The organism is Pseudomonas fluorescens (assembly GCF_001307155.1).
Taxonomy (GTDB): Bacteria; Pseudomonadota; Gammaproteobacteria; order Pseudomonadales; family Pseudomonadaceae; genus Aquipseudomonas; species Aquipseudomonas helvetica.
This window is the reverse complement of sequence record NZ_CP012830.1, coordinates 4790355-4805376: the sequence shown is the minus strand read 5'-3', so window position 1 is coordinate 4805376 and position 15022 is coordinate 4790355. Positions and strand designations below refer to the sequence as shown.

Annotated in this window: 16 protein-coding genes, 1 tRNA gene and 3 pseudogenes; 7 read left to right on the top strand and 13 right to left on the bottom strand. The window is 56.2% G+C overall.

Annotated features, from left to right (window positions below; translation table 11 throughout):
* Window positions 1-11: 11 nt before the first annotated feature.
* From AO353_RS31650 to moaC, 7 genes and pseudogenes are all read right to left on the bottom strand, one after another.
* Window positions 12-116, bottom strand: a pseudogene (locus AO353_RS31650) (short-chain dehydrogenase); the annotation flags it as partial.
* Between the two features lie 16 nt (window positions 117-132).
* Complete coding sequence (hemN, locus tag AO353_RS21915; RefSeq protein WP_054596839.1) at window positions 133-1521, bottom strand: oxygen-independent coproporphyrinogen III oxidase; 1389 nt, start codon at window positions 1519-1521, stop codon at window positions 133-135.
* Window positions 1522-1523: 2 nt separating this feature from the next.
* Window positions 1524-2891, bottom strand: coding sequence for a hypothetical protein (locus tag AO353_RS21910; protein ID WP_054596838.1), 1368 nt, complete (start codon window positions 2889-2891; stop codon window positions 1524-1526).
* A gap of 119 nt (window positions 2892-3010) precedes the next feature.
* Window positions 3011-3454, bottom strand: coding sequence for a CopD family copper resistance protein (locus AO353_RS21905; protein ID WP_054596837.1), 444 nt, complete (start codon window positions 3452-3454; stop codon window positions 3011-3013).
* A gap of 54 nt (window positions 3455-3508) precedes the next feature.
* The gene (gene moaE, locus AO353_RS21900) at window positions 3509-3955 is read right to left on the bottom strand and encodes a molybdopterin synthase catalytic subunit MoaE (protein ID WP_054596836.1); all 447 of its coding nucleotides are present in this window, start codon (window positions 3953-3955) and stop codon (window positions 3509-3511) included.
* 4 nt (window positions 3956-3959) lie between these two features.
* Window positions 3960-4205 (bottom strand): MoaD/ThiS family protein, encoded by a 246-nt coding sequence (locus AO353_RS21895; protein ID WP_054596835.1) that lies wholly within the window; start codon window positions 4203-4205, stop codon window positions 3960-3962.
* Window positions 4202-4675: a cyclic pyranopterin monophosphate synthase MoaC gene (gene moaC / locus AO353_RS21890; protein ID WP_054598297.1), complete on the bottom strand. Its 474-nt coding sequence runs from the start codon at window positions 4673-4675 to the stop codon at window positions 4202-4204. The genes AO353_RS21895 and moaC overlap by 4 nt, the downstream gene beginning before the upstream one ends.
* A 228-nt stretch (window positions 4676-4903) precedes the next feature.
* Here moaC and AO353_RS30870 point away from each other — a divergent pair.
* Window positions 4904-5200: pseudogene (locus AO353_RS30870) on the top strand (integrase core domain-containing protein); the annotation flags it as partial.
* Between the two features lie 15 nt (window positions 5201-5215).
* Here AO353_RS30870 and AO353_RS21885 read toward each other — a convergent pair.
* Complete coding sequence (locus AO353_RS21885) at window positions 5216-6115, bottom strand: proline iminopeptidase-family hydrolase (protein WP_054596834.1); 900 nt, start codon at window positions 6113-6115, stop codon at window positions 5216-5218.
* 90 nt (window positions 6116-6205) lie between these two features.
* Window positions 6206-6967, bottom strand: coding sequence for a LuxR family transcriptional regulator (locus tag AO353_RS21880; protein ID WP_054596833.1), 762 nt, complete (start codon window positions 6965-6967; stop codon window positions 6206-6208).
* A 182-nt stretch (window positions 6968-7149) separates the two neighbouring features.
* Between AO353_RS21880 and AO353_RS21875 the strand changes: the two genes are divergently transcribed.
* From AO353_RS21875 to AO353_RS21850, 6 genes are read left to right on the top strand one after another with little or no spacing between them, the layout of a single operon-like run.
* Window positions 7150-8037: a proline iminopeptidase-family hydrolase gene (locus AO353_RS21875; RefSeq protein WP_054596832.1), complete on the top strand. Its 888-nt coding sequence runs from the start codon at window positions 7150-7152 to the stop codon at window positions 8035-8037.
* 3 nt (window positions 8038-8040) lie between these two features.
* Window positions 8041-8988: an ABC transporter permease gene (locus tag AO353_RS21870; RefSeq protein WP_054596831.1), complete on the top strand. Its 948-nt coding sequence runs from the start codon at window positions 8041-8043 to the stop codon at window positions 8986-8988.
* Complete coding sequence (locus AO353_RS21865) at window positions 8985-9842, top strand: ABC transporter permease (RefSeq protein WP_054596830.1); 858 nt, start codon at window positions 8985-8987, stop codon at window positions 9840-9842. The genes AO353_RS21870 and AO353_RS21865 overlap by 4 nt, the downstream gene beginning before the upstream one ends.
* Window positions 9839-10825 (top strand): ABC transporter ATP-binding protein, encoded by a 987-nt coding sequence (locus tag AO353_RS21860; RefSeq protein WP_054596829.1) that lies wholly within the window; start codon window positions 9839-9841, stop codon window positions 10823-10825. Before AO353_RS21865 ends, AO353_RS21860 begins: the two co-directional genes overlap by 4 nt.
* The gene (locus AO353_RS21855; RefSeq protein ID WP_054596828.1) at window positions 10822-11793 is read left to right on the top strand and encodes an ABC transporter ATP-binding protein; all 972 of its coding nucleotides are present in this window, start codon (window positions 10822-10824) and stop codon (window positions 11791-11793) included. The genes AO353_RS21860 and AO353_RS21855 overlap by 4 nt, the downstream gene beginning before the upstream one ends.
* Window positions 11794-11825: 32 nt before the next feature.
* Window positions 11826-13340 carry an ABC transporter substrate-binding protein gene (locus AO353_RS21850; protein WP_054596827.1) on the top strand — a complete coding sequence of 505 codons (1515 nt, stop codon included), beginning with the start codon at window positions 11826-11828 and terminating at the stop codon, window positions 13338-13340.
* Window positions 13341-13651: 311 nt separating this feature from the next.
* Here the strand turns inward: AO353_RS21850 and AO353_RS30025 are convergent.
* From AO353_RS30025 to pgsA, 4 genes and pseudogenes are all read right to left on the bottom strand, one after another.
* Window positions 13652-13861 (bottom strand): annotated as a pseudogene (locus AO353_RS30025) (PAAR domain-containing protein); the annotation flags it as partial.
* A 151-nt stretch (window positions 13862-14012) separates the two neighbouring features.
* A complete protein-coding gene (locus AO353_RS30020; RefSeq protein WP_081013791.1) occupies window positions 14013-14288 on the bottom strand; it encodes an Arm DNA-binding domain-containing protein in 276 nt (91 codons plus the stop codon).
* A gap of 21 nt (window positions 14289-14309) precedes the next feature.
* Window positions 14310-14385, bottom strand: a tRNA-Gly gene (locus AO353_RS21845).
* Window positions 14386-14448: 63 nt separating this feature from the next.
* Window positions 14449-15009, bottom strand: coding sequence for a CDP-diacylglycerol--glycerol-3-phosphate 3-phosphatidyltransferase (gene pgsA, locus AO353_RS21840; RefSeq protein ID WP_054596826.1), 561 nt, complete (start codon window positions 15007-15009; stop codon window positions 14449-14451).
* Window positions 15010-15022 lie beyond the last annotated feature (13 nt).

Genomic DNA, 15022 nt, shown 5'->3' with positions numbered 1-15022 from the left:
TGCCGATCGCTCTACCCCAAGGTGTAACCGTTGTCGACTTCCCAGTCCTGAACGTAGACACCCCGAGCACCTTGGGACAGCTGAAAAACAATCACGTTGGCCAGCGCTGACGCATCCCCGGTGCCGGGGACTTCAAACGGTGCGTGAAAACCGGCCTTTTTGATCACCGTCCAGATAGGCGTCAAACGCCATCGCCGCGCTGCGCATCATCAAATGCCCATGAGGCAACAACACCAACGCATCTTCGTGAATCTCCAGCAATCCATCGCGAACATGCTCGTCCAGTTGCATCAGCGCATCGGCAAAGTACTCGGTAAAGCAGATGGCATGACGCGTTTCAAACTTGCCGAAGTCGATCCGGCCATGACACATCAGATCGCTGATCACTTCACGGCGAAGCTGATCATCGGCGCTCAAGCGGTAACCTCGGTGGACTGGTAACAAGCCTTGATCCAGTCGCGCGTAATACTGCGAAAGCTCCTTGACGCTCTGGCTGTAGCTATCGCCGACCTTGCCGATCGAAGACACCCCGAGACCGATCAAATCGCAGTCGGCGTGGGTGGAATATCCCTGGAAATTACGCTGCAACGTGCCATTGGCCCGGGCCAACGCCAACTCATCGTCCGGCAAGGCGAAATGGTCCATGCCGATATAGACATAACCGGCCTCGGTCAGACGGCGGATAGTCAGTTCAAGCAACTCCAGCTTGCGCTCAGGAGGCGGCATATCGGCCGGACGAATCAGCCTTTGCGCGCGCACCAGCTCCGGCAAATGGGCATAGCTGTAGGCGGCAATCCGGTCCGGGCGCAACGCGATGATCTTGCCGAGGGTGACGTCGAAACTGTTCACGGTTTGCAATGGCAGGCCGTAGATAAGATCGACGCTGATCGACTTGAATTGCGCCTGACGCGCAGCAGCGACCAGTGCGTAAATTTGCCCTTCACTTTGCTGACGATTGACCGCAGCCTGCACGTCGGGATCGAAGTCCTGCACGCCGAAGCTCAGGCGATTGAATCCCAACCGACGCAGTGACTGGATCTGTTCAGTGCTGATGGTGCGAGGGTCGACTTCAATGGAAAACTCATGGTCATCACTATCATCCATGTCAAATGCCTGGTGCAGACAGTCCATCAGCTCAGCCAGCTGTTCGCTGGTCAAATAGGTCGGCGTGCCACCACCCAGGTGCAGTTGTGTGAGTTTGCGGGTGCGGTCGAACAAGGCGGCTTGCATCACGATTTCGCGCTTGAGATACGTCAGGTACTCCTCGGCGCGGTGGGTTTTCCGGGTAATGATTTTATTGCAGGCGCAGTAATAACAAAGGCTCTTGCAAAACGGGATGTGGATGTACACCGACAGCGATTTTGGCGTTGCCGCCTGGTTGCTGTCCGAGGCGGCACGCTGATAGTCATCGACGGCGAACGCCTGATGAAACTGCGGCGCAGTCGGGTAAGAGGTATAGCGCGGCCCCGGGCGGTCATACTTTTCGACCAGGGCACGATTGAAATCAAACGAGATTGTCATAATCAATCCATTCGCAATGGGGGCTCATGCCCCGCACTGCCCGAATCCTTTTCAAACAGGTTGCAGATGGCATCCACGTGCGGCCGACCGGCCGGAAGAATACTGATGAAACGATCAGACAACTCAATCAACCCGTCACGGGTCAATTGCTCCAGCACAGGCCAGACGGCGGAAAAGTACTGACGAAAAATCAGTCCATAGCGCGTCTCGATTGCCTGGATATCCAGCTCCAGATCACATGCCAGGCGCTCCACGACCATGTGCCTGACCTGATTCCCTGTCTCACAGCGCCAGCCACGGCTCGTCGGCAATTGATCCATGTCCAGTTGCTGCTGATACAGCTCCAGCTTGTCGGTGTTTTGCGCATACAAATTGTCGATCTGACTGATAGCGCCCAAACCGAACCCGATATGGTCGCAATATCCGTGACGGGTAAACCCCTCACTATTGCGACGTAATCGGCCGCGCTCCTGAGCAATCGCCAAATCGTCATCGGGTCGGACAAACTGCCCCAGCCCAATGTAGTGATAACCGGCACCGATCAACTGTTCAAAACAGATCTGGCGCATGGCGCCTTTATCTTCCTCATTGCAAAACGCCCTGATTTCGTCTGCGGCCTTTGGCCGATAGCGTTGAGGTGGCCGGGCGTAATCAAACACCAGCAGCCGGTCCGGCTCCAGTTCGATGATGGTTGCCAGTTTCAACGCAAAACTTTCTGGCGTCTGCCAGGTATGGCCATAACCCAGATCGACATTGATGGATCGATAACCGAAGGTACGAGCGGCATCGATAAGCGAATGGATCGGTGCCGGGTTCTGGTAGCAGGCCACCGACATCGCGCTGTCGGCACCGATGTCTGGAACTCCGATGCTGACATGGTTGAATCCCAGATCACGCAGCACGCCCATGGTCGACCAATCGGTATGGTGAAGGTCCACTTCTACGCTGTAGTCAGCGCACTCATGCCCAAGAAAGTTGAATCGACCACGAAGGTGATCCATCAGCCGTCTCAGGTGGGCGATGGCAGGTGTTCCGCCCCCCAGATGAAACTGCTCGACCCGCTGTCCGGTCCCCAGGTGACAACCGACGAGGTCGATCTCATGTTGCAGACGCTGAAGATAGTGTTCGACACCACTGTGTTCGCATGAAATATCACGAGGGGAACACAAGGAAGGCTTCAGGTTAGAAGGCAGTTGCACATTCAGCGACAGCGGACGGCACTTCTGTCGGCTGACGCGCAATGCACGAAGCAAATCCAGAGAGCCGATACCGTCATGGAACTTTTCAGTGTCGACATGGCAGTTGGGATCGAGCACGCCTTGATCGCACCGAGCGTTCGGCTCGCCGGGGTTGTGGAATAAATTGAGCATGACGGGTCTCAGAGACTGGCTGCGGACCGCCAGTGTCGGGGTTTGGCGATCAATGCTCCTTGATTTGTATCAAGCGCGAGCAAGGTGCTTGTCGCGCAACAGACACCAGGTACTTACAGTCACCACGTCAGGTAAAACATCCACTTGGCCAACAGTACGATGACGACCATGTGGCAGAACAGGCTGCCATGGATGAAATGCAGGTATCGAGCACTCATTCGGCCACTTTTGAACAAAAACATGGCGACCAGGAAATGCAGCAGTACGCTGACGGCCACCACGATCTTCAACATCAGCAATGTGCCGAATGATGAGCTCATCGGCGTTGCAAGGACCGGCAAATAACGCAGCCAGACCATCCCCAGCCCGGCGCCGAACAATACCAGCAGAACCCATGGAATCAAGGTGCGGGCACGTCGACCGATCCCCTGCTCGACCAGCAACATGACCTTGACGGGCAGTTGCTTGCGGATGCTTTCAAGGAACAGGACTTCGAAGAACACCGTGCCGATAAAAATCAGTGCGGCAAACAGATGCAACGTCACAAATAGCGGATAGAGCATGGGATTCTCGCTCTCAGTACAGCTGAACACGATTCACTCACAGCGAGGGAAACGTCAATCCCATCGTTGCGCCGCCTCGCGATCACTGTTGCGAGCCTCGACCCAATGGGAACTCTCGGCCGTCTGTTCTTTCTTCCAGAATGGCGCGCGGGTTTTCAGGTAATCCATCACGAACGCGCAGGCCTCGAAAGCCGCCTGACGATGACTGCTGCTGATGCCGACAAACACAATAGGCTCTCCCGGTTGCAACGCTCCGATTCGATGGATCAACAGCAATCCAAGTAACGGCCAGCGCTGTCGGGCTTCATCGGCGATCTTGCCAAGCACCTTTTCGGTCATCCCGGGGTAATGCTCAAGAAACAGACCGGCGACTTCCCGTCCGACGTTGGAGTCACGCACATACCCTACGCAGCTCACCACCGCGCCGACATCAAGGCTCAAAGCATGCAGCGTGTTGATTTCAGTACCGGGGTCGAAGCTGCCTGTCTGGACTCGAATCATCGATTCAGCCTCCCGTTACGGTTGGGAAAAAACCCACTTCATCACCGTCTATCAACGGCTCATCGAGCCCACACATGTCCTGGTTGCGGGAACACATGAGGTTCTGTTCGGCCAGCACCCGCCAGACACCGGAACGATGTATCAGGTGCTGACGCAACTGATCGACAGAAGTGAAATCACCTTCAATCGTTTCATCGTCACGGCCCAGCGTTTCGCGGTACCGCGAGAAATACAAAACATTCAGCTTCATTGTTCCAACGCCTGATACCAACCGCTTTTACCACCCCGTTTCTCCAACAGCCGCACCGATTCGATACTCATGCCCCGGTCCACGGCCTTGCACATGTCATACAGGGTCAAGGCCGCCACACTCGCGGCGGTCAGTGCCTCCATCTCGACACCGGTCTGTCCGGACAACTTGCACCGAGAAACAATGCGTACGCGTTGGTCACCTTCAAAACTCAACTCAACGTTAACACTGCTCAAAAGCAGCGGATGACAGAGCGGAATCAACTCGCTCGTGCGTTTGGCCGCCTGAATGCCAGCGATCCGCGCTACCGCAAAGACATCACCTTTAGGGTGAGCACCACTGGCAATCAGTTGTCGGGTCTCGGCAAGCATATGAACCCATGCCTCAGCCACTGCTTCTCGGGACGTCACGTCTTTATCCGTAACATCGACCATTCGTGCGCGTCCCAGTGAGTCGAGGTGAGTCAGCATCAATTCCGTCATAAGCGATAAGCCTTGCGCTACCAACAGTCGGTTTCAGCGCAGAATACAGAGCGGGCCGACACATACGGTTGACGTCAATCAAGTAATCCAGACAAGGCCATTGCTACAACCTTGCGTAAATCTGGACGAACGTATCGCTCCTCGTCCTGTCAACTTCCATCCAGCCTGCAGGTCGTCCCATAAACATCTCGATCAAAAGTGTTGCGATGACCGGTTGAATCCGCCCAGTATGCGAGTCGTTTATTTCGCCAGCGGCTCTGGCGTTATCGCATGCCCCACAGCATGAGTCGCCGAGGAGATTGCTGGGACAATGCGTCGATGGAGCGGGTATTTCGGAGTTTGAAAACCGAATGGATACCAACCACGGGCTACCGAACGGCCTAAGAGGCCCAATGCGATATCAGTCATTTTTTGATGCATCGGTACAACTGAATTCGGCCCCATCAATTCAACGGTGGGCTGGCACCCGCTCAGGCCGAGAAAAAACTTAACGTCGTGTCCGGGATCAGTTGACCACTACACCCCCTCTTACAAGCATTCATCCAAGAACCTCACCACAGTCCCCATACAAGCCATCCGCTCTTCGACATGGGGCATATGACTAGAGTTTTCGAACAGTGCCCAGCGAACATCTGGAATGTGATCCAGGTAGGGTTTGACCACGGTCGGGGTCGCTTCATCGTAGAGGCCAGAAATCAGTAGGGTCGGCACGCTGATTTGCCATAGCCGATCAATGATGGTCCAGTCTTTCATGCTGCCGATCACATGAAATTCGGTGGGGCCGTTCATGGCGTGATAAACGGTAGGATCGGCATCGATCTGGGCAAAGGTGCGGGAAACCTCTCCTGGCCACGGAGTAACTCGGCAGACATGGCGATCATAAAAGACGCGTGTTGCCTCAAGGTACTCGGCAGATTTCAAAGTACCGGCCCGTTCATGCTTAAGGAGGGTTTGCTGCACGTCGTAAGGTAGAAGCAGGCGCAAGCGGTGAGCTTCACGGATCCAGACACCCATATCCGCCGGGGAGTTGGCGACAATCAATGCCCGCAGCCCCGTAGGCCGAAGTACCGCATGTTCGCTGGCCAGCATTCCGCCCCAGGATTGCCCCAGGAGTGCGTAATTGTCGCTAATGCCGAGATGATCCAGCAGATTCTCCAGCTCATCGAGAAACAACGCTACGTTCCAGAACGAGGAGTCTTTTTCCGGTAGGTGGGTGGAGCGACCATTGCCCAGTTGGTCGTAATGAATTACTGGATATCCACTCGTGGCAATATCCTTGAAAGCGTCAACGTAATCGTGCGTGCAGCCCGGACCTCCATGCAGGATCACGAGTGGAGTGCGGCCATCGCCGAGGTCACCAGTAATGCGATACCACGTCCGATACGGGCCAAAAGATGCGAAGCCTTCGCGTATTCCGATAAATTCCATTTTGTGTGCCGCCCCTGAAAACCATACGGCACACGATAGCGGGAGCGAAGCCACGAAATAACTAGAGAAAAAGATAGGTTTTGCCCTATTTCAGCTATCGAGCAACCGATAGTGCGTAGCCCGAACCACTGACTGGACCCGATTCTTGGCACCGAGCTTATGCATGGCCGAGGTCAGATGCAGGGTGATGGTGGCCAATGAGCGATTCAGTCGAGTGGCGATCTCAACGGTGGTCAGGCCTTCAGCCGCCCAACTCAAGCACTCACGCTCGCGCCTGGTCAGGCGGAACGGGCTCGCACGAACTTCCTTGTTGAGCAGTGGATAGGCCACTTCTTGCAGGGAATGAGAAATCAGACTGAAGTCCCCCAGCGTCTGACGGAGATCCTGTAATGCACTTGCGGAACTGCCTGAACGCAGGCCTGTCAGGGTAGCGAAGCCGCCTTTGGGTAGATGAATCGGCACAGTCACACCACAGGTCATCTGAGAGTCCTGCAGATAGCTCACCACTGGCGCATGACTCTGGCCGATGAACGACCGCAGTATGGTGTCGGCATCTCGCTGATAGGACCAGACAAAGGGTGAAACAGCATTCACCGCCAGATGTTGGACAGGGTCGATTTGGTAGTAGCCCTCCCCACACCAGAGCGAATACCAATCACGGGGGGTATTGCGCAGTTTGAGCACCGAAGGCGTGATCAGTGCGCCCTCATGGTCCAGCGGCACAGGACTGTAGTCGTAAACCAGGGCGTCGAAGCCCAGCTCCTTGACCATCAGCAACGCATTGTCCATCTGTTCGTCCAGATTCCTGCCGGACAGAAGACGACTATTGAAGTCGGACAGCTTGGTCTGCATCCATTCAGCTCCCTTATTAATTTCAATCCTGAAATCGGGCAAGTAGAATGCCACGCTTGGGCGAGGGACTGCCAGACAAACCTATAAGAATTGCTAGCTTATGGGGTCTCGGTTCCTCCAGTAGAATTGGGACGACGGCGTCGTATACCCGGCACGGCTGACATTTGACAGGGAGAGTAACAATGTGGCGTGAAATCGAGCCGGACCAGCGATATACCGTGGAGGTTGATGGCCACAATCTGGCGGTTTATGGCTTCGGTGACGGCCATGAGGTGCTGTTCTGCCTCAATGGCGGCCCGGGCTTGCCTTGCGATTACCTACGTGATGCTCACGGTTGGCTCAAGGACAAGGGCTTGCGCGTCATCGCCTTTGATCAACTAGGCACTGGTGCATCGGCCAAGCCTGTCGACAAATCTCTGTGGGACATTACGCGTTATGTCGCGGAGGTGGAAACCGTCCGCGAAGCCCTCGATCTGGGCGTAATACACCTGCTTGGGCACTCATGGGGCGGCTGGTTGGCGATCGAATATGCCATTCATCACCCCCAGTCGGTGAAAACCCTGATTCTGGAAAATACCGCCGGCGATATCCCGCACTTGTCCCAGGAACTGGAGCGTCTGCGCGGTGCCCTAGGCAGCGAAACTGTGGCGATGATGCAACGCCATGAAGCCTTGGGCACCCTCAACCATCCCCAATACCAGGCGGCCATCACACTGCTCAACTATCGCCATGTCTGTCGCCTGGACGAATGGCCTGCGCCGTTGGCACGCTCTCTGAGTAACTGGAACATGGGGCCTTACGTGACGATGCAGGGCCCTAACGAGTTTCTCTACACCGGCAATCTCAAGAACTGGAACCGCATCGAGCAGATGGTCGATTTCGACATGCCGGTGCTGATCACTACCGGCCAGCATGACGAACAGACGCCGGCCTGCGCGATGCGTATGAAAATGGCGCTCAAGGATGCCGAGCTGCATGTTTTCCCCAATAGCAGCCATATGCCGTTCTACGAAGAGCCTCAAGCCTATTTCCCGGTGTTACTGGACTTCCTGCAGCGCCATCGGAGCTAGCCAATGAATCTGGCGCGCTATCGTTTCATCCTGTCCCGTCCGCTGCAGTTGTTACCGGTGCTGTTTGGGATCAGCGTGATCACCTTTGTGCTCGTGCGTTCGATTCCTGGCGACCCGGCTCGGGCACTCTTGGGCTCACGCAGCACGCCGGATGCGCTGATCAGGATTCGTGCTCAGTACGGTCTCGATCAGCCGCTGTGGATGCAATATTTCTTCTTTCTCAAGAACCTGTTGAAGGGTGACCTCGGCCAATCGCTGCTCTATAAGGTCGATGCCCTAAAATTGATCAGCACCCGCATTGAACCCACCCTGTTCCTGGTGCTGGGCAGCGTGTTGCTGGCGTTACTGATCGCCGTGCCTCTGGCAACGGTGGCCGCACGCAACAAAGGCGGTTGGAGCGATAGCCTGATTCGTCTGTTCACCACCGCCGGCCTTGGGATGCCGGCGTTTTGGCTGGGAATCATGTTGATACTGCTGTTCAGTGTGCAACTGGGGTTGTTTCCGGTCTCGGGTTATGGACGTACCTGGCTGGACAAGCTGCATCACATGCTCCTGCCGTGCCTGACTATTGCCTTGGCGCTGTCCGCGGTTCTGGTGCGCAACCTGCGAGCCAGTATGCTCATGGAGTTACAGGCCGATCATGTCACCGCGGCTCGGGCTCGCGGCTTGCCCGAGGGGGCGGTATTTCGGCGACACGTGCTGCCCAACTCGCTGGTGCCAGCGATCAACCTGCTGGCGGTGAATATCGGCTGGTTGATCAGCGGTACGGTAGTCATTGAAAGTCTGTTCGCCATTCCCGGTATCGGCCAATTGCTGGTGCGTGGCATTTTCACCCGTGACTACATGGTGGTGCAGGGAGTCGCCATGGTGCTGGCCTGTGCCACCGTGGTAGTCAACTTCCTAGCCGACGTGGTAACGGTGGCGATCGATCCGCGGGTGAACATGCGATGAGCAGCCAGGTCATGATTCCAGGCTGGTGCTTGCGCCTGCGTTTCAGCGTGCGCAACGGCCGTCTGGCTATCGCGTCGGGGCTGGTGATTCTATTTGGCTGGCTGTTGCTGGCGCTCTTCGCACCATGGGTCGCGCCTTTCGATCCGATCGCCCAGAACACCGATATCCGCTTGCTGGCGCCGAGTCTGGTGCATCCGTTCGGCACGGATAATTTCGGCCGTGACATTCTTTCCCGAGTGATCTGGGGAGCCCGCATCGACCTGCAGATATCGGTTATAGGAGTGGTTTTCCCTTTCCTGATCGGCACCTGTATTGGAGCACTCTCCGGCTATATCGGTGGCCGCTTCGACACGATCTGCATGCGCCTGATCGATATCATCCTGGCCTTCCCCTTTTTGGTGCTGATGTTGTCAATCATGGCCATTCTCGGGCCAGGCTTGAGCAGCTTCTACGTTGCTATGGCCTTAGTGGGCTGGGTGTCCTATGCACGGTTGATCCGTTCACAGATCCTGGTGCTCAAGGAAAGCGATTTCGCCTTGGCAGCGAAAAGCCTGGGGTTCGGCCATGGACGCATTCTGTTTCGGCATCTGCTGCCCAACGCCTTATTCGGCTCGATCGTGTTTTCCATGTCCGATGCGGTGCTGGTGTTGCTCAACGGTGCAGCGGTCAGTTACCTCGGTTTAGGGGTTCAGCCACCTACCGCCGAGTGGGGTACGATGGTCGCTGAAGGTCAGAGTTTTATCACCAGTGCCTGGTGGATCTGCACCTTCCCTGGGCTGGCGATCGTCACCCTGGCAATGGGTTTCAGCCTGCTGGCCGACGGTGTTGCCGAACACCTCGGAGAGCGCTCATGAGTACACCGGCGCTGCACGTCGAGGAGCTCAGCGTGATCGCCCATAACGGTGAGCGCGACGTCACTCTGGTAGATCGCTTGTCGTTTGACCTGGCCGAAGGCGAAATCCTCGGTCTAGTCGGCGAAAGCGGTTCAGGCAAGACTATGGCCTGCCGCGCCTTGATGCGTCTGCTGCCATCGCCAAGCCTGCGGGTCCAGGGCAAGGCCGTGCAGCTTGCCGGTAAGAATCTGTTACAGCTGGACGAAGCCGGAATGCGCGCCATACGTGGTCGACGGTTGGGGATGATTTTTCAGAATCCCAGCAGTCACCTTGATCCGTTAATGCGTATCGGTGAGCAGATTGGCGAGGGTATTCGCCTGCATCAGGGCGCGTCCAAACGTGAAGCGCGGGCACAGGCCATCGAGGTGCTGCGTCAAGTGGGCATTCCCGACCCGCCGCGGCGGGTCGACAGTTATGCCCATGAGTTTTCCGGCGGCATGCGTCAGCGGGCGATGATCGCTGTGGCATTGGCTTGCAACCCCCAGGTGCTAATCGCTGACGAGCCGACCACCGCTCTGGATGTCACTGTGCAGGCACAAATTCTGCGCCTGCTACTGGACTTGCGCGACCAACGCGGTTTGTCGATCATCTTGATCACCCATGACTTGGGTGTCGTCGCCCAGACCTGTGATTCCATCGCAGTGATGTATGCCGGTCGGCTCTGCGAGCACGGTAGCAAGCATGAACTACTGGTTCGACCGCGGCATCCCTATACGGCCGGCCTGATCGACTGCCAACCCGCCTCCAGCGTCGGCCATGCCATGCTCAGGACCATCGCCGGCCAGCCTCCTCTGCTGGATGCGTTGCCCTCCGGTTGCAGCTTCAATCCACGCTGCCTGCAGCAAGGCAGCCAATGCACGATGTTGTTGCCGGATTTACAAATCATGGCTGAGGGGCAGCGGGTAGCCTGCCATTACCCGCTGACTGCGGCAGGTCAGTTATGACGCTGTTGCAAGTGAAGGATCTGCAGGTGCGCTTCGCCGCTCCCGGCAGTGGCCTGTTCAAGATGAACAGGCAATGGGTGAATGCAGTCAACGGTGTATCGCTGAGTCTGGCCGCAGGGGAAGTTCTTGGGTTGGTGGGGGAGTCGGGCAGTGGCAAGAGCAGCCTTGGCCGGGCCATCTTGCGCCTCAATGATATTGCCGCCGGGCAAGTACTGTTCGATGGGGTCGACATGGCCCTAGGCGGGAAGATCAACATCGAACGGCTGCGGCGCGAGACCGCCATGATATTCCAGGACCCTTATGCTGCCCTTAATCCGCGGCTGAGCATCGGTGAAACCATTGCTGAAGTACTGCGGGTGCAACGCAAGGTCGCTACACCACTGATTCCCCGCCGAGTCGATGAATTGCTGACACAGGTCGGTCTGCGGTCGGAGCTGGCCAGCCGCAAGCCCGGCTCGTTGAGTGGTGGCCAATGCCAACGTGTAGGTATTGCCCGGGCGCTGGCCATCGAGCCGCGGCTGATCATCGCCGACGAATGCGTGGCCGCTCTGGATGTTTCCATCCAGGGGCAGATCATCAACCTGCTGCTGGAGCTGCGCCAGCGCATGAACCTGGCGATTCTGTTCATCGCCCACGACCTGGCGATCATTCAGCGATTGTGTGATCGAGTAGCGGTAATGTACCTCGGCCAGATCGTTGAAGAGGGCCCAGTGGAGGCCGTATTCAGCTCCCCGCGCCATCCTTATACCGTCGCATTGATCCAGTCCATTCCGAACATCAATCCGACTCGCCCGTTGCCGAGCATGCCCCTGCCGGGTGAGCCGCCCAGTCCTTTGAATCGTCCATCCGGTTGCGCCTTTCACCCACGCTGCCAGCATGCGCAACCCATCTGCGCCGAAACGCTCGCGCCAACCCATAACCTCAAGGGGCACCGCTACAGCTGCGTGCTCGGAGAGCCGTTGTTATAGAACCAACACATTCATCAAGAAGGATTTTGACCATGAAATCGAAACATCTGAAACTGTTGACCGCCGCTACGCTGGCTGCTTGCACACTTGCAGCCGGTGTCTCCCAGGCGGCAGGCGTACTGACCATCGGTTGCCGTGAAGAAAGCACAACCTTCGACCCGATCAAAAGCGCACAGAACCGTGATAACTGGGTGTTCTCCAATGTTTATGATGTGTTAGTGCGTGTCGACAACGCGGGTACCAAGCTGGTACCGGGGTTGGCTGAAAGTTGGAAAATTTCCGATGACGGCCTGATCTACACCTTCAAGCTGCGCTCGGCCAAGTTCTCCGACGGCTCACCGATTACCGCCAGCGATGCGGTGTTCAGCCTATTGCGCATTCGCGACAACAAAGGGTCGCTATGGAGCGACTCTTACAAGATTATCGACAAAGCTGAAGCGATCGACCCACAGACGCTGGTAGTGACGCTCAAAACCCCTTCTGTGCCGTTCCTCTCGCAACTGGCATTACCCAATGTTTCCATCCTATCGCAGAAAGCCATGGAAAAAATGGGTGAGGAGGCCTACGCCCAGGAGCCTGTTGCGTCCGGTGCCTTTACCGTCAAAGAGTGGTTGCGCGGGGATCGCGTCGTACTGGAGAAGAATCCCAACTTCTGGCAGGCCGACAAAGTCAGTCTGGATGGCGTGGAGTGGATCTCCATACCGGATGACAATACGCGGATGCTGAAGGTACAGGCAGGCGAACTGGACTCGGCAATCTTCGTCCCCTTCTCCCGCGTCGAAACCCTGAAGAAGGACTCCAACCTGGTCGTGCACATGAACCCCTCCACCCGGGAAGATCACTTATTGATCAATCATGAACACGGACTGCTGGCCAAGCCTGAAGTGCGCCAAGCACTGGATCTTGCAATCAACAAAAAGTCCCTGGTCGATACCGTGACTTTCGGCCATGGCCAAGTGGCTTATTCATATATCCCTAAAGGTGCGCTTTATCACAATGCCGATAATCTGCAGCGCCCGTATAACCCGGAAAAAGCAAAAAAAATGTTGGCGGATGCTGGCGCTTCACGCCTGAAGCTCAACTATGTAGTCAACGCTGGCAACGAGGCCGATGAGCAGATCGCCGTCCTGGTTCAGCAGCAACTCGCAGCAGCGGGGGTGACTGTCACCTTGCAGAAAGTCGACCCGACCCAGAGCTGGCAAATGCTGATCGACGGCGATTACGATCTGTCCGTGATGTACTGGACCAACGACATCCTTGATCCGGACCAGAAGACCACCTTCGTTCTGGGGCACGACACCAACATGAATTACATGACCCGCTACAAGAACGACAAGGTCAAGGATCTGGTCGCTACCGCACGAGTCGAAGTGGACCCGAGCAAACGCAAGCAGATGTATACCGACCTGCAGACGATGGCCAAGCAGGACGTCAACTGGATCGACCTCTACTACAGCCCGTACATCAACGTTTCGCGCAAAAACATCGAACACTTCCAGCAAAATCCGTTGGGACGTTTTAGTCTTGAGGAAACGGTGAAGAACTAGTTGTTGTGATTCAAGAGGTTATTCATCCGCCCCTAAGCGATCAGCGTCGGGGGGTAGGCTCACCGGAGACATACATCGTAGTCGGGTAGATCACTGTGGCCGTCGCTGGGAAACGCCCCTTTGCATAGGGGACAAGGCTGTGGCCACAGCTGATAACACAAACTATACCCCCTTAAAAACCGGTTACATTTCATTTGGCGCCCCGGCCTATTCGATCTACTCAATCAACTCATCGCCTTGTGCCTGCCCAGGCGGGGGTGTTCACTGTATTCTCGTTCGTCCTGTGATTACGTTTGCACGACATCGAGTAGTCACAACAGTCGGATACCCCGCCTTGAAGTGCTTGGCTGCCAGCTGATCACAGCCCCCTTCGGATCACTGGCGATCAGGCTGGCACCACAGGCGGTTTTCATACCGTCCAGCGCCACAGCAATTCCGCCCACCGTGTAGGTGCTGCTGCCCTCAGCTATGGGGAAGACGCCTTTGCACAGTGGGCAGCTGACTTTGTAACCAACAACCGCCTGTCAGCACCGGACTCAACGTCCTCTACCCCTCATCAATCCATCAAGGGCGTCCCAGCTTCAGTGTGACTGCCTTGAAGGTTCGCCATGCGAGGAAGACCGCTGTAAAGGAGTTCTCATCAGCCGCCAAAGCGGTAAAACGATCCTCTCTTCAAGCTGCGCGAGGGTCAGCGCCCTTGGCAACCAAGGCTCGTACTTGATCGCGTGCCAGCCTAGCGTCTTTAAGGCTTATTTCCGGATACATTCCCAAGGAAATGCGAGCCGGTTTACCCAGCCAGTTAAAACGAAAATGCCAGCTCTTGGCACCCTTCGAGCTGACGAATAGGTGCAAGCCATCCATGTCCTTGAGGCTGTAATTTTTACGAGGTTTTTTACGTTGCGAATGGACGTACCAATAAGATAACGCACAAAAAAAAACGCCACTCATAGAGTGGCGTTTTTTTGTATTTGGAGCGGGAAACGAGACTCGAACTCGCGACCCCGACCTTGGCAAGGTCGTGCTCTACCAACTGAGCTATTCCCGCGTCTTGGTGTGGCGCATTTTATAGAATTTGGAAGTCTCGTCAACCCCTTGATTCAAAAAAGTTTTATTTTTTTTCTACATCGGTTTTCAGATGCGGCCAGGCAGCACGCAGATATTGCACCATGGACCACAACGTCAGGCCTGCGGAGACCATCAGCAAGGTATAACCCACCAGAACCCAAAAGCTGAAGTCCGACGGATTGGCCAGCAGGATCACCAGCGCCAGCATCTGCGCAGCGGTTTTCCATTTGCCCAGGTTCGAGACGGCAACATGCGCACGCGCGCCCAGTTCGGCCATCCACTCTCTGAGTGCGGAGACGACGATTTCACGGCCGATGATCACCGCAGCCGGCAGCGTGAGCCACAGGTTGCCATGCTCTTGCACCAGCAGCACCAATGCCACTGCGACCATCAGTTTGTCGGCTACCGGATCGAGAAATGCGCCGAACGGTGTGCTTTGTTCCAGGCGGCGGGCCAAATAGCCATCCAGCCAGTCGGTAGCCGCAGCGAACGCGAAGACCGAGGCGGACGCCAGGTAGCTCCATTGGTACGGCAGGTAAAACAGCAAAATGAAGATTGGAATAAGTAGAACGCGTAGAACGGTGATCAGATTAGGGATATTCATCGGCACAACTGGC